Raw genomic sequence first — 13,872 nt, 5'->3', positions numbered from 1 at the left:
TAGCTAATTATCCGCCAAACAACTCGGAGAACTGCTTCTTGTCGGCATCCGTCTGATTGAGAACCTTCTGGGTATCAATCGTCATGATGTTGATCTTGGTGCCTTCTGGCAACCATGCAGGACGGCCAACGCTTTCCTTCGCAGGCAGATAGCCCTGCTCCAATGCCAGCTTCTGGCCATCATCCGACAGGATGAAATCGACGAACTTCTTGGCACCATCGACGTTCTTGGCGGTCGCCATGATCGCAACTGGTTCGGTTACGGCAGGCACACCTTCCGACGGGAACACGAACTCAATCGGCGATCCCTTAGCCTTGGCATTGAGCGCCATGAAGTCCACAAGGATGCCATATGGCTTTTCGCCACTCGCAACCGACTTCAACACAGCGCCATTACCCTTGACGCTTGAAAGTTCGTTGGTCTTGAGGTTCTTGAAATAATCCCAACCGAGTTCCTTATCGAGCGCGAAACCGCTCAGCAGATAGGCCGCAGCACCCGAATAAAGCGGGCTTGGCATAACAACCTGGCCCTTATAATCAGCCTTGGCGAGATCAGCCCAATGTTCAGGCTTTTGCGCTGCGCCTGTATTAAAAGCGATTCCGGTGGTGATCAGCTTGGAGCCGAAATAGGTCTTGTCTGCATCGTAGCTATCCGCAGCAAAACCATCAACTTTGGCATCCGTATAAGGCAGAAGGCGCTTGTCCTTCTTGAGACCTTCCATCGTGACGGCATCGGCGATCAGCAGAACGTCAGGCTGTGGCGCGCCAGCCGAAAACTCGGCGGCGAGCTTGGTGAGGAGTTCGCTCGTTCCCGAACGGAAAATCTGCACGTCCGTATCCGGATTGGCTTTGCGGAAAGCTTCAACCGTCTTGGTCGCGTCAGCTTCAGGCTGCGACGTATAAAGTGTCAGCGTATCAGCCTGCGCAACAACGATAGACAGAGCAAGAAGAGCAGGAATTGCTGTGGCCCGCTTCAACATCTTGGTCATGGCGTTCTTTCCTCGAATTTCTATGTGGTTTTCAGCAGCATGTGCCGCTGCTCCAGCGTGATTACGCTGCATACGAGCTGAAATGGCGCAGATACTATCATATCGAGAAGCGCGATCATTCCTGTTCATGACTCACCTGTCAAACAAATCTCTAAAACATCTGCCAGAAAATCGGAACTGATTTCAGAAAGCAAAATGCCCTCCGGCAGATATACGGTCTGCGAAGGGCATGTTCAGATTGATTTGCCTTCCGCATCGCTTCCACTCTGGAAGTGATGCGGATGCCTTAAAGGGCTTAGGCTTCAAATATATGACAGCTTTAGGCTAGTTCAGATAATTATCTCTGCCGCATGTGCAACCTGTGCACCGGCTTCATAATAAGCTTCACGCAAACCACGGAAACTCTGATCTTTCGGGTCACTGACAGGCAGCGGCAGATCAACTTCGCCGATTTCTCCTGAAACCAGCTTCGCAAGATGCTTGCCGAACACTGTGCCCGGCGCGATGCCACGTCCGTTATAACCAGAGAAGCCCACAACATTGCGTGCAAGGCGATGGAACTTCGGCAGACTGTCATTGGTCATGCCAATCTTGCCATACCATTCCGACTCAAATTCCACTTCGCCAATTTGCGGGAAGAGACGCTTCAGCGATTTCTTTGCCCATGCTTTATGCACACTCGCACCCGTATTGCGCAGCGCACCGACGCTGCCAAACACAAGACGGCCCTGCTGGTCAAAACGGAACGACGACAGAACTTCCTTGGTATCCCATGCGCCCTGACGCTCAGGCAGAATGGAGCGCTTGATATTGTCCGAGAGAGGCTTGGTGGCCATGTTGAAATAGGGCAGATGCACAAGCTCGGCACGCACTTCCGGCCATGGCACATTGGTATAGGCGTTGGTTGCAACCACGACCCAGTCAGCTGTAACCGTGCCGGAAGCAGTCTTGACCACCCATTTGCCGTTTTGTTCGCTGGCACCGGTCACAGGGCTTTGCGTGAAAATTCGGGCACCAGCAGCAACGGCAGCACTGGCAAGCCCACGCACATAGGCGAGCGGCTGAATTGTGCCGGCGCGCAGATCGAGCAGCGACCCGGAATAGGCCTTGGTGCCGACCTTGGCTTCGGTTTCCTGCGCGTTGAGCAGCTTCACATTGGCACCGCGCCGCGCCCACTGCTCATAGCGAGCTTCAATATCCTTGAGGCCGTTTTTGCCTACCGCACAATGTAGCGTGCCCTGCTTTTCAACTTCACAGGCAATCTTGTGCTTCTCAATCAGTTCAAAAACCAGCTTGGGTGCATTGCCAAGTACATCGAGCAGACGGTCGCCATATTGCTGACCAAGCACGCCCGGCAGATCATCCGGCATAACCCACATGCCAGCATTGACCAGACCCACATTGCGGCCCGAACCGCCGTAGCCGATTTCAATGCCTTCCAGCACGATAGCGCTGGTACCTTTTTCAGCCAGATGCAAAGCCGTCGAAAGGCCGGTAAATCCGCCGCCCACAATCACCACATCAGCGGTGAGATCGCCTTTCAGCGCTGTGGTTTTTGGTGCAGTAGGAGCGGTCTTTTCCCAAAGACCATGCGAGCGCGGATCGTTAAGCATGGAAAGACAACCATTTCATATAATGGGAAACACGCGATGTGTCGGACTTAACTATTTCACGCACCGGAAGTCGCAAGGACAGCAATATTTCTGCAACAATTCATGCCGGTTGGGAATGACCTATACTAAAGAACGACGTTCCCCACCTGTCCTGCGATCCACTGACAGAAAACCTGCGTCAGCGGATTCTCAAGCTTACCCTCTGGAACCACCAGATAATAGTCATTCTCGGTCCGCATTGGCTGCTCGAAAAGCATGACCAATTCGCCGTTACGCAATTCCTGCTCAATCAGATAAAGCGGCAACAGCGCAAAACCAAGACCTGCGAGAGCAGCGCCGATCACCATCGAAAACTGATCAAAACGGTGGCCACGATAAGCGGACTTGCCTTCAACGCCACAGCTTTCAAACCATTGCGCCCACATTTTAGGGCGAGTTGCTAAATGCAGCAGCGGCTCGTTTTCCAGCTCTTCCGGGGTTGCGGGATGCAGCACTTTAAGAAGGCTCGGACTTGCAACAGGCACAATCACTTCTGAACACAGGAAAGTACATGTCGCATGTGCCCAGACCGGCTGGCCATAATGGATAGCCAAATCAAACGGCTGTTCTTCAAAGTCAAAAACGCCAGAACGCGAAGCAACATTGATAGCAATGCCGGGATGCTTGTCGATAAAATCCGGGATACGCGGCATCAGCCAGCGTGTACCGAATGTCGGCAGCGTTGCTACACTAAATGAAGATGTCGATTGCGCCGACGCCATGGCGCGCAGCATCGTGTCTTCCGTCTGATTGAGCAAACGCCGCACTTCTGGCAGGAATTTTCGCCCGGCATCAGACAAAAGGATGCGTTGGCGAATACGCTCAAACAGCAATACACCGAGCTGGCTTTCCAGATCCTTGATCTGACGGCTGACAGCGCTCTGCGTGAGGTTCAGTTCGTTGGCAGCTTGCGTGAAACTGCCATGCCGCGCCGCACATTCAAATGCCTGTAGCGTGGCAATATCGGGGATCAGTCTCCTGCTAAGCTTCATTCCATTCTCGCATTAACATAGTTGCGTTCGTTGCGATCATAACGGCAAATCGGCTGATATGATACATTTTCATCATAATACTGGCATGTTCCTCCTGCAAAAGACATGTCCATCCCCAAGATGACCCAAGTTCTACGGAAACCTTCGCAATGAACGAGCATAAAATCATTTCGCCAGACGCCATTCGCTCTGCTTTTTCGGCAGCCATGTCAGGCATGTACAAGGAAGAAGTGCCTGCTTATGGCACTTTGATGGAACTCGTCTCCGATGTGAACGCAAAGGTTCTCGCAGACGATGCACATCTGCATGAGCGTCTGACGGAAACCGATTCCCTTGAGCGCATTTCTGAAGAACGTCACGGTGCAATCCGCCTCGGTACTGCCGCTGAGCTGTCGATGATGCGCCGCGTTTTCTCTGTCATGGGCATGTTCCCGGTCGGCTATTACGATCTGAGTGCTGCTGGCGTCCCAGTGCATTCGACCGCCTTCCGCCCGATCGACGATGCAGCGCTTAAGCACAATCCGTTCCGTGTGTTCACCTCGTTGCTGCGCCTTGATCTGATTTCCGATGCGAAGCTGCGCGAAGAATCAGAAGAAGTGCTCGCGAAGCGCCAAATCTTCACGCCCGGCGCCATTGCGCTTGCCGAAAAGGCGGAAGCCAATGGCGGCCTTGATGAAGCCGATGCGAAAATCTTCGTTGCAGAAGTGCTTGAAACTTTCCGCTGGCACGATCATGCCAATGTCAGCGCCGAGCTTTACCATCGCCTCCACGATGCGCATCGCCTGATCGCCGACGTTGTTTCCTTCAAGGGTCCGCACATCAACCACCTGACACCACGCACGCTCGACATCGACGCCGTGCAGGTTCAGATGCCAGATCGCGGCATCAACCCCAAGGCTGTTGTCGAAGGTCCGCCAACCCGCAAATGCCCGATCCTTCTGCGCCAGACCTCGTTCAAGGCACTGGAAGAAGAAGTTTCGTTTGTCAGCGCCGACGGCACCTGGACCCCAGGCTCCCACACTGCCCGTTTCGGTGAAATCGAACAGCGTGGCGTCGCCCTCACACCAAAGGGCCGCGCGCTTTACGACAAGCTGCTCAACGACACCCGCGCAGTTGCCCGCCCTGCTCCTGATGGTTCAAACTCGGCTGAATATGTGAAAGCATTGAGCGACACCTTTGCCGCTTTCCCTGACACATGGGCAGGCGTGCGCGAAGAAGCGCTTGGCTATTTCGCCTATTCGGTTAAGGATTCCGCACGTCTTGCAGCCTTCCCGGCCAATACCGATATTGAAACTCTGATCGAAGGCGGCGCAGTCCAGTTTGACCCGATCATCTATGAAGACTTCCTGCCGGTCAGTGCCGCTGGTATCTTCCAGTCAAATCTGGGCGACGACGACGCGCAGGATTTTGTGGAAAGCCCGAACCAAAAGCGTTTCGAGGAAGATCTGGGCGCAAAGGTTCTTAATGAATTCGAGCACTATGCTCGTATCGAACGCGAATCCATCGAAGCTGTACAGGCCCGCCTGAGCGGTCTTGAAGCAGCAGAATAAAAGCATTTCCAGCAAAAGTGCGAAGCGGTTTTGCGTCGGACAATGCGTAAATATAAACAACTAGAGCAGTATCTAAGATACACAGTTTAACTTGAACTGCTCTAGTGAACCGACAGGCTAAGAGGATTAATATGAACACCGCTGTTAAAAAACTCGACGTGAAAAAAGAAGCCGCTGATCTGCTTTCAAAGCTTGGCGTTGACGCAGCCATTTACACGTCGGGCGACCTCGCTGGCTTCAGCCCGGTCTCCGGTGAACAGATCGCTTCGATCAAAACTCACAGCAAAGAAGATGCAGTCAAGATCATCGACAAGGCCGACGAAGCTTTCCGCGCATGGCGCATTGTTCCAGCTCCAAAGCGTGGCGAACTGATCCGCCTTCTGGGTGAAGAACTCCGCGCTTCCAAGGAAGATCTCGGCCGTCTCGTTTCGCTCGAAGCTGGCAAGATCCCTTCGGAAGGCCTCGGCGAAGTTCAGGAAATGATCGATATCTGCGATTTCGCAGTCGGTTTGTCGCGTCAGCTCTACGGTCTCACCATCGCAACCGAACGCGCTGGCCATCGCATGATGGAAACCTGGCATCCGCTCGGCGTTGTCGGCGTTATCTCGGCGTTCAACTTCCCTGTTGCTGTTTGGGCATGGAACTCGGCTCTCGCAATCGTTTGCGGCAACTCGGTTGTCTGGAAGCCATCAGAAAAGACCCTGCTCACCGCTATTGCATGTGACGCAATCCTGAAGCGCGCCATCAAGCGTTTTGGCGATGCTCCAGAAGGTCTGGCTGAAATCGTACTCGGCGACCGCACCGTTGGTGAAGTTCTCGTTGACAGCCCGAAGGTTCCTGTTCTTTCGGCAACCGGTTCGACCCGCATGGGCCGCGAAGTTGGTCCACGCCTTGCAAAGCGTTTTGCGCGTGCAATCCTCGAACTCGGCGGCAACAATGCCGGTATCGTTTGCCCATCGGCAGATCTCGACATGGCGCTGCGCGCAATCGCTTTCGGCGCAATGGGCACCGCTGGTCAGCGTTGCACCACGCTCCGTCGTCTGTTCGTGCATGAAAGCGTTTACGACGCGCTGGTTCCACGTCTGCAGAAGGCATATGCCAGCGTTACCGTTGGTTCGCCGCTCGAAACCACAGCTTTGGTTGGTCCATTGATCGACAAGGTTGCTTTCGACAACATGCAGAAGGCACTGAAGGAAGCAACCGCTCACGGCGGTAAGGTACAGGGCGGCGAACGCGTCGAAGCTGGCCATGAAAACGCTTACTACGTGCGTCCCGCAATCGTTGAAATGCCAAAGCAGCAGGGTCCAGTTCTCGAAGAAACCTTCGCACCGATCCTTTACGTCATGAAGTATTCCGACTTCGACGACGTGCTGGCGAGCCACAATGAAGTTGGCGCAGGCCTGTCCTCGTCGATCTTCACGCTCAACCTGCAGGAAGCAGAGCGCTTCCTTTCGGTTGAAGGTTCGGATTGCGGCATTGCAAACGTCAATATCGGTACTTCGGGTGCTGAAATCGGCGGCGCATTCGGCGGCGAAAAGGAAACTGGCGGTGGTCGTGAATCGGGCTCGGATGCGTGGAAGGGCTACATGCGCCGCGCAACCAACACCGTGAACTATTCGAAGGCTCTGCCGCTCGCACAGGGCGTTTCCTTCGACATCGACTAATCGGTCTGATTTCAGGTCAAAAGAAAACCCCGCTTTTCAGCGGGGTTTTTTTATGGCCGCAACGTATCGACCAGTTGAGATTTTTGCAATGACACGGCGAAAATGGTGAGTTCTCGAGAACCGGAGCGGAGTGTACTTTAAGGTACATGAGCACCGGAAGCGTAGAGAATCGCCATTTGCAGACCGTCAGTGCGTAAATATCGACTGGTCGATCAGCCCATGCGTTCGGAGGCGAATGACCCGGGCGAAGCCGGGAACACGACAGTACGATTGCCGTTGAGGAATGAACGGTGATGAATATGCGCATGAACTGCACGTGCCAAAACCTGCGCTTCAACATCACGGCCAATGGATACATAATCCGCAGCACTCTGCGCATGGGTCACACGCGCAACGTCCTGCTCGATAATCGGACCTTCATCAAGATCAGCGGTCACGTAATGCGCTGTCGCACCAATCAGTTTCACGCCGCGCTCATAAGCCTGCTTGTAAGGGTTTGCACCCTTAAACGACGGCAGGAAAGAGTGATGAATATTGATGATCTTGCCTGACATTTTCTTGCAAAGCGGATCAGACAGAACCTGCATATAGCGCGCGAGAACCACAAGCTCCGTGCCGGTATTTTCAACAATATCCAAAAGGCGCTGTTCAGCTTCTGGCTTGTTGGCCTTGGTCACGGCGACATGATGGAATGGAATGTCGTGATTGACGACAACCTTCTGATAATCGAAGTGGTTCGAAACAACGCCAACAATATCGATTGGCAGCGCGCCGATTTTCCAGCGATAGAGCAGATCGTTCAGGCAATGACCAAAACGCGACACCATCAGCAATGTCTTCGTGCGATGGGCATTGTCGTGGAAATCGAAATCCATCTCGAAAGGTGCAGCTATCGGCACAAAGCCATCACGCAAGACATCAAGCGCCACGCCTTCTTCGGAAATAAAGCTAACGCGCATGAAGAAGCGACCCGTGTCGAGATCGTCAAACTGGGCGCTGTCGATGATATTGCACCCCTTGCCCGAAAGATAACCCGATATGGCGGCAACAATACCGCGGGTGGACTTACAGGTGACGGTCAGGACAAAGTTATGCATAGGGGTTCCTCTATTACGCAAGCGCAACTACATCGTGATTTTTACTCTACGATGCGGTGATCGCCATGCCAGAATGCGTAATGCACTGACCGGATTGCGCTATCAAGTCGATAATGCGTGAAGAGCAAATTTGTGGGAGTATTCTCCAAAACTAAAAAGGCCCGCATAAAGCAGGCCTTCTTCATATCAATGTTGTGGCTGCGGCTCCACCGCTGTTTCATTCGCTTTTGCATCCGGCTCCTTGATGCGGAACCATGCAACATAAAGTGCAGGCAGAAACAGAAGCGTGATCGCCGTGCCAGCAATGATGCCGCCCATCATGGCGTAGGCCATCGGTCCCCAGAACACTTCACGCGCAATCGGGATCAGCGCCAGACTTGCCGCTGCAGCGGTCAGCGCTATCGGTCGCATACGATGCTGGCTTGCATCAACCACCGCATCCCATGGATGCATACCCTCCGATATGTGTTCCTCGACCTGAACGATAAGAATAACCGAATTGCGGATCAGAATACCGATCAGCGCCAGCACGCCAAGGATAGCCACAAAGCCCAGCGGTTTACCGCTTGGCAACAGCGCCGCGACCACACCGATCAGTCCTAGAGGGGCAACGGCAACCACAAGGAACAGTCGCTGGAAGCTTTGCAACTGAATCATCAGAACCGTTGCCATCACGAACAGCATTAGCGGCACAACAGCTGCAATCGGCCCCTGACTCTTACCGCTTTCCTCAACCGTACCCGCCGTCACAATCGAATACCCCGCTGGCAGCTTTTCGATGAAGCTATTCACCGAAGGCTGCAACTCACTGACGATTGTATCCGGCATGGTGTTATCGTTAATGCCAGCTGCAACGGTGATGGTTGGAATACGCGAGCGACGATAAACCACTGGCTGCTCAAGCTCGTAGCGGAAATTGGCAATGGCTGCGAGCGGCACCGAACTGCCATTGCCCGTTGCGATTTGCAAGCTCTGCAATGTATCGATGGAATCGCGTTCATGCTTCTGCGCACGCACAATGACGTCAATCAGATAGATCGAATCGCGTACCTGCGTGACCGGAATACCGCCCACCACGCTATTTAAGGTCGTTGCAATATCTTTGGATGAAATGCCAAGCTTGCGCGCCTTATCCTGCATCACATCAACCCGAATAACCCGGCCCGGTTCATTCCAGTTATAGCTGACAACACCAAGGCGTTTATCGGCACTCATAACGCCCGCGAAATCCTGCGCGATGCCACGCAGCCCCTGAATATCAGGCCCAGATATGCGATACTGCACCGGGCGCCCAACCGGCGGTCCGAGTTCAAGGAATTTCACGAACGTATCTGTGCCGACATAATCCTTGCGCAGCACTTCATCAAATTTCGCCTTCAGGCGATCACGCGCTTCGACGTCTTTAGCGACAACAACCATCTGCCCGAAATAGGGATTGGCAGGTTGCACATCGAACGACAGGATGAAGCGGATTGCACTCTGCCCGACATAGGTACTCCAATGCTCAATATCAGGATTGTCCTTGAGCATTGTCTGCTCAAAGCGCTCCATCTGTGCCTTGGTGTCAGCGATTGAGCTGTTCTGCGGCAGCGTCCAGTCGATCACCAGTTCAGGGCGATCCGACTCCGGGAAGAACTGGCGTTCAATAAAGCCCATTCCGAAAACCGAGACCACAAACAAAGCGATTGTCGAAACAATGGTGATCCACTTATGGCGCATTGCCAGCAGCAGGGTTTTTGAGAAAGCTTGAAAAAACCGGCTGGGCTTATGCTCATGATGCTTCATCTTTTTCGGCAATATTGTCACGCCGAGAAGTGGCGCGAATAACACCGCCACAATCCATGAAACGATCAGCGAAACCGCAATCACCACAAACAGCGTATAAGTATATTCACCCGCCTGACTGGAATTCAGACCAATCGGAATGAAGCCCGCAATGGTGACAAGCGTTCCCGTCAGCATCGGGAATGCGGTGTGCGAATAGACGTAAGTCGCGGCTTTGTGGATAGGGTCGCCCCGCTCTAGCCGCGCCACCATCATTTCAACCGCAATCATCGCATCATCGACGAGAAGCCCGAGAGAGATGATTAGCGCACCAAGCGATACGCGTTGCAGCGAAATATCCATCAGCGACATGACCAGAAAGGTAATCGCCAGAACCAGCGGGATCGAGAGTGACACCACAAAACCGGCACGTAAACCAAGGCTTATGAAGCTCACCGCCAGAACAATCACCACTGCTTCAAACAGCGCCGTTGTAAAGCCTGAAACCGCATCCTGAACCACTTCCGGCTGATCGGCCACTTTGGAAACATTGATGCCAACCGGCAGATCGGCCTTAACCTTTTCCATCATGGCGTCGAGCTTTTCGCCAAACTCCAGCAGATTGCCGTTCGGCTTCATTCCGACCGCAATCCCGATGGCATCCTCGCCATTGACGCGGAAAATTGCTGTCGGCGGATCAACATAGCCGCGCGTGATCGTGGCAACGTCCGAGAGGCGGAAGAAGCGATCATTGACACGCAGATTGACGGCACGCAGATCATCTTCAGAGTTAAACTGACCGCTCACCCTCACGCTGATACGCTCTGGCCCGGCCTGCACCACACCCGACGGCGTAATCGCATTCTGATCCTGAAGCGCTTTCAGAATAGCCTGCTGATCGAGACCAAGGGCTGCCACCTGCCGCGTCGAGAACTCAAGATAAATCGCCTCATCCTGCGCGCCGATCAACTCAACCTTGCCAGCGCTTGGAATGGTCAAAATTTTGGTGCGCACATCTTCCGCATAATCGCGGAGCTGCCGCATCGACAATCCATCCGATGTGAAAGCATAAATATTGCCAAACACATCGCCAAACTTGTCGTTGTAATAAGGTCCATAAACGCCGTCCGGCAGGTTCGGCTTAATGTCATCCAACATATGCCGAACATCAGACCACGCCTTGGTGACTTGCTCCTTGCGCACAGTGTCTTTCAAAAACACAAACACCACCGACTTGCCGGGTGTTGTCACGCTGCGCGTATAATCAAGCGTATCAAGCTCTTCGAGCTTCTTTTCAAGCCGGTCGGTGACCTGATTCATCGTTTCATCAATGGATGCACCCGGCCAGCTTGCCTGAACAACCATTGTCTTGACGGTAAATTCCGGATCTTCTGCACGCCCCAGATCAAGGTAAGAGACAAAGCCCGCAACCAGAAACACCAGCATGAAATACCAGACCAGCGAACGATGGTTCAAAGCCCAGTCAGAAAGATTAAAACCTTTTTTCACAGGCCGCTCCCCTTCGCATCCAGTCGGACTTTTTGTCCTTCTTCAAGCTGGTTCACGCCAGCCGTTGCCACGTAGCTACCCGCTTCAACATTATTGGCCATAAAACTATCGCGCTCACGCTCTACAACCTGAATATCATGGAGGCTTACAGTCTGCGTTTTGGGATCAACGACCCAAATTGCGGTTTTACCGTCTTTTTCCACCAGTGCCTGTATCGGCAAAATCACATGATCTTTCTGCGACCGTGTGCGGCCTGCACGAATGGTTGCGCCAAGCCGGAAACCTTCCGGTGGGTTTTCCAATGCAATGCGAACGCGACGCGTGCGTGTTTGCGCATCTGCTTGCGGTGCAACTTCACGCACAGTTCCCTGTCCTGTCACGCTTCCATCAGCCTGAAGCTGAACATGAAACGGCGTTCCTGCCACAAAAAACTCAGTCATGTTGTCAGGTATATCAAGCACGGCTTCGCGAATATCCGGGCGCGCTACCGTCATCACAGCTTGCCCTGCGGCAACCACTTGTCCAACTTCCGCATTGGTGGCTGAAATAACCCCGTCAAAATCAGGGCTTAAAACGGCATAGCCACGCTGATCCTGCGCTTTTCGCAAACCGGCCTGTGCTTTTTCAAGCCCCGCCTGAGCACTGTCACGCGCCTGCTTTGCGGCATCATAATCCGCTTGAGAAATATTGCTGCCTTTGAGCAGAATATTAAGACGCCCCTCGCTCGCAGCTGCATTGGCATATTGGGCCTCAGCACTTGCTAGATCGGCCTTTGCTGACTGCACAGAAAGATCAAGTGCGGTAGGATCAAGCATGGCGACTGTTTCGCCTTTCTTGACGAGATCACCAACAATGACAGGACGCGCAATCAGTCGCCCAAGCACCCGAAAAGCGAGATCAGTCGAATAGCGCGGCTCGATTGTACCGGCAAAACTGGTTTGTATCGCAGGCTTTGGCGTAGCAATCGTGTAAAGCACGGGACGAACAGGAGCGGCTTCTGTGGACTTATCATCCTCCTTGCCACAAGCTGCCATCGCAACAAGCGTTCCCGCCAACGCAAGAGAGCCAAAGATTTTCATAGACGGCTTCATTGCGCTGCTGCCCCTTCAAGACCTTGAACAATCTCTGTCTGGGCACCCGCGCGCAACATCTGCGCACCCTTGGTCACAACGAGATCACCTTCATTCAGACCAGACGCAACGATCACCCGCTCTTTTTCAAAAGCGAGCACCTGAACCGGAACCAGCGCTGCAAGCTTCGTATCCTTAGCCACGCGCCACACAGCCGTATTTCCGGCATCCGATGTGACAGCACTCCATGGCAGAATAAACACTTCCCGCCCATCCATATGCACGGTGCCGGTCACGATTGCACCAAGCGCCATCTGCTCAGGCACTTCCGCAATACCGACCTTCACCCGCACCGTGCCGGTTTGCGCATCGACCACCGGCGAAATTTCACGAATGCTGCCTTCGGTCTTCACATCTTCATCCGAAAGCAGACCCAGCGTCACACCCATGCCAATCTTTGCATGATTGACCAGTGTTTCCTGCACGTCGAAAATCGCATCACGTGCGCCATCTTCGGCAATCGAAAAGGCGGTTTGCGCTGCCTGCACCACCTGCCCGCTCTCAACATTGCGGGCCGTTACAACACCTGAAACGGGGGCGCGCAGCTCTGTGTAAGACAGTTCGTCGCGTGCATTGCTCAACTGGCTTTCAGCGTTGGAAACTGTGCTTTGCGCGGTCCGTAAAACCTGTTGCACCTGATCAAACTGGCTGCGCGTCGTAAAGCCCTGCCCGAGCAAAGCCTGCTGGCGTTTGAAGCTTGCCTCAGCTTGCACAAGCTGCGCACGCGCTGCGTCCTGCGATGCCTGCGCAACCCGCATATTGGCTTGCTGCTCGGCATTGTCGATGCGCGCGAGAACTTCGCCCTTATCAACATGCTGACCAATTTCGACAAGGCGTTCGACCACTTGTCCATTGACGCGGAAAGAAACATTGACCAGCGAGCGGGCAGCAATCGCACCCGATAAAGTCAATTGCGGCTGATAATCAACAAGCTTACTTTCAACCACCGCAACAGGGATTGTCCCGCTCATTTCTGCATGTGCGGCATATCCAGAACCGCCGACAATGCTACTTGTCAAAAGAACCAAAGCAATAGCTCTAAAACGAACCTGTCTTATCTGCATAAGCGGAGGGGTTTTTATAGCCATTTGCACGGTTCTCGCCTGTTTCTACGGCGCGCACAATGCTATTAAATGAGTGCTAAGGAAAGCACGCCTTCTAAACATCATTAACTGCCAATTATGAATTCTCCGGAATATCGTCACCGTCTCCGGACAAAACAAGAAGCAGAATAAATTATCTGCGTGTATCCTCAATAAGTCGAACACCAGCAGCATTTAGCTCGTATTTTGTGCGCTGCGTTCGCTCATCGCGTTGACGAATGGAAATATAACCACCCTCTGCGCTCAAGTCTGCAATTTCGCGCAACACCAGTGCATGCGCCACACCCAATATTCGCGCAAAACTGCGGCTATCCGATGCAATCTCAAGTGCAGCTGCCGCAAGAATACCAGCACCCAGCCGCGAGATTCTGCCGGATTGCGCTTCGAGTGCATCGACCAGCGCCATGTAGTCAGTGGCGTCGG

At 53.4% G+C, this 13,872-nt stretch carries 10 protein-coding genes; 2 read left to right on the top strand and 8 right to left on the bottom strand.

Annotated features, from left to right (window positions below; genetic code table 11):
* Nucleotides 1–7 precede the first annotated feature (7 nt).
* The 3 genes from WH356_RS12880 to WH356_RS12870 all read right to left on the bottom strand — a co-directional run bounded on the left by WH356_RS12880 (nt 8) and on the right by WH356_RS12870 (nt 3,632).
* Nucleotides 8–988: an ABC transporter substrate-binding protein gene (locus WH356_RS12880; protein ID WP_339511396.1), complete on the bottom strand. Its 981-nt coding sequence runs from the start codon at nt 986–988 to the stop codon at nt 8–10.
* 329 nt (nt 989–1,317) lie between these two features.
* Nucleotides 1,318–2,601, bottom strand: a complete 1,284-nt coding sequence (locus WH356_RS12875; RefSeq protein WP_339511394.1) for an NAD(P)/FAD-dependent oxidoreductase — start codon at nt 2,599–2,601, stop codon at nt 1,318–1,320.
* A 125-nt stretch (nt 2,602–2,726) separates the two neighbouring features.
* Nucleotides 2,727–3,632 carry a LysR family transcriptional regulator gene (locus WH356_RS12870; protein ID WP_339511392.1) on the bottom strand — a complete coding sequence of 302 codons (906 nt, stop codon included), beginning with the start codon at nt 3,630–3,632 and terminating at the stop codon, nt 2,727–2,729.
* Between the two features lie 149 nt (nt 3,633–3,781).
* Between WH356_RS12870 and hglS the strand changes: the two genes are divergently transcribed.
* Nucleotides 3,782–5,182 carry a 2-oxoadipate dioxygenase/decarboxylase HglS gene (gene hglS, locus WH356_RS12865; protein ID WP_339511390.1) on the top strand — a complete coding sequence of 467 codons (1,401 nt, stop codon included), beginning with the start codon at nt 3,782–3,784 and terminating at the stop codon, nt 5,180–5,182.
* Between the two features lie 131 nt (nt 5,183–5,313).
* On the top strand, nt 5,314–6,846 hold the full coding sequence (amaB, locus tag WH356_RS12860; protein ID WP_339511388.1) for an L-piperidine-6-carboxylate dehydrogenase: 1,533 nt from the start codon (nt 5,314–5,316) through the stop codon (nt 6,844–6,846).
* Nucleotides 6,847–7,058: 212 nt separating this feature from the next.
* Here the strand turns inward: amaB and purU are convergent, their stop codons facing one another.
* From purU to WH356_RS12835, 5 genes are all read right to left on the bottom strand, one after another.
* Nucleotides 7,059–7,943, bottom strand: a complete 885-nt coding sequence (purU, locus tag WH356_RS12855; RefSeq protein WP_339511386.1) for a formyltetrahydrofolate deformylase — start codon at nt 7,941–7,943, stop codon at nt 7,059–7,061.
* A gap of 186 nt (nt 7,944–8,129) precedes the next feature.
* Nucleotides 8,130–11,216: an efflux RND transporter permease subunit gene (locus WH356_RS12850; RefSeq protein ID WP_339511384.1), complete on the bottom strand. Its 3,087-nt coding sequence runs from the start codon at nt 11,214–11,216 to the stop codon at nt 8,130–8,132.
* Complete coding sequence (locus tag WH356_RS12845; RefSeq protein WP_421565847.1) at nt 11,213–12,295, bottom strand: efflux RND transporter periplasmic adaptor subunit; 1,083 nt, start codon at nt 12,293–12,295, stop codon at nt 11,213–11,215. Before WH356_RS12845 ends, WH356_RS12850 begins: the two co-directional genes overlap by 4 nt.
* An 8-nt stretch (nt 12,296–12,303) precedes the next feature.
* Complete coding sequence (locus WH356_RS12840) at nt 12,304–13,434, bottom strand: efflux RND transporter periplasmic adaptor subunit (protein ID WP_339511380.1); 1,131 nt, start codon at nt 13,432–13,434, stop codon at nt 12,304–12,306.
* A 148-nt stretch (nt 13,435–13,582) separates the two neighbouring features.
* Entirely contained in the window at nt 13,583–13,855 is a 273-nt protein-coding gene (locus WH356_RS12835) for a hypothetical protein (protein ID WP_339511762.1), read from the bottom strand.
* Nucleotides 13,856–13,872 lie beyond the last annotated feature (17 nt).

The organism is Ochrobactrum sp. MYb379 (assembly GCF_037479515.1).
In the GTDB taxonomy this organism is placed as follows: domain Bacteria; phylum Pseudomonadota; class Alphaproteobacteria; order Rhizobiales; family Rhizobiaceae; genus Brucella.
The sequence above is the reverse complement of the archived record's forward strand: the minus strand, read 5'-3'. Positions and strand labels throughout refer to the sequence as shown.

What these genes read in the sequence shown, in the direction of transcription:
- WH356_RS12880 (WP_339511396.1), bottom strand. Translation starts at nt 988, where the DNA reads ATGACCAAGATGTTGAAGCGGGCCACAGCAATTCCTGCTCTTCTTGCT.
- WH356_RS12875 (WP_339511394.1), bottom strand. Translation starts at nt 2,601, where the DNA reads ATGCTTAACGATCCGCGCTCGCATGGTCTTTGGGAAAAGACCGCTCCT.
- WH356_RS12870 (WP_339511392.1), bottom strand. Translation starts at nt 3,632, where the DNA reads ATGAAGCTTAGCAGGAGACTGATCCCCGATATTGCCACGCTACAGGCA.
- hglS (WP_339511390.1), top strand. Translation starts at nt 3,782, where the DNA reads ATGAACGAGCATAAAATCATTTCGCCAGACGCCATTCGCTCTGCTTTT.
- amaB (WP_339511388.1), top strand. Translation starts at nt 5,314, where the DNA reads ATGAACACCGCTGTTAAAAAACTCGACGTGAAAAAAGAAGCCGCTGAT.
- purU (WP_339511386.1), bottom strand. Translation starts at nt 7,943, where the DNA reads ATGCATAACTTTGTCCTGACCGTCACCTGTAAGTCCACCCGCGGTATT.
- WH356_RS12845 (WP_421565847.1), bottom strand. Translation starts at nt 12,295, where the DNA reads ATGAAAATCTTTGGCTCTCTTGCGTTGGCGGGAACGCTTGTTGCGATG.
- WH356_RS12840 (WP_339511380.1), bottom strand. Translation starts at nt 13,434, where the DNA reads ATGGCTATAAAAACCCCTCCGCTTATGCAGATAAGACAGGTTCGTTTT.
- WH356_RS12835 (WP_339511762.1), bottom strand. Translation starts at nt 13,855, where the DNA reads ATGGCGCTGGTCGATGCACTCGAAGCGCAATCCGGCAGAATCTCGCGG.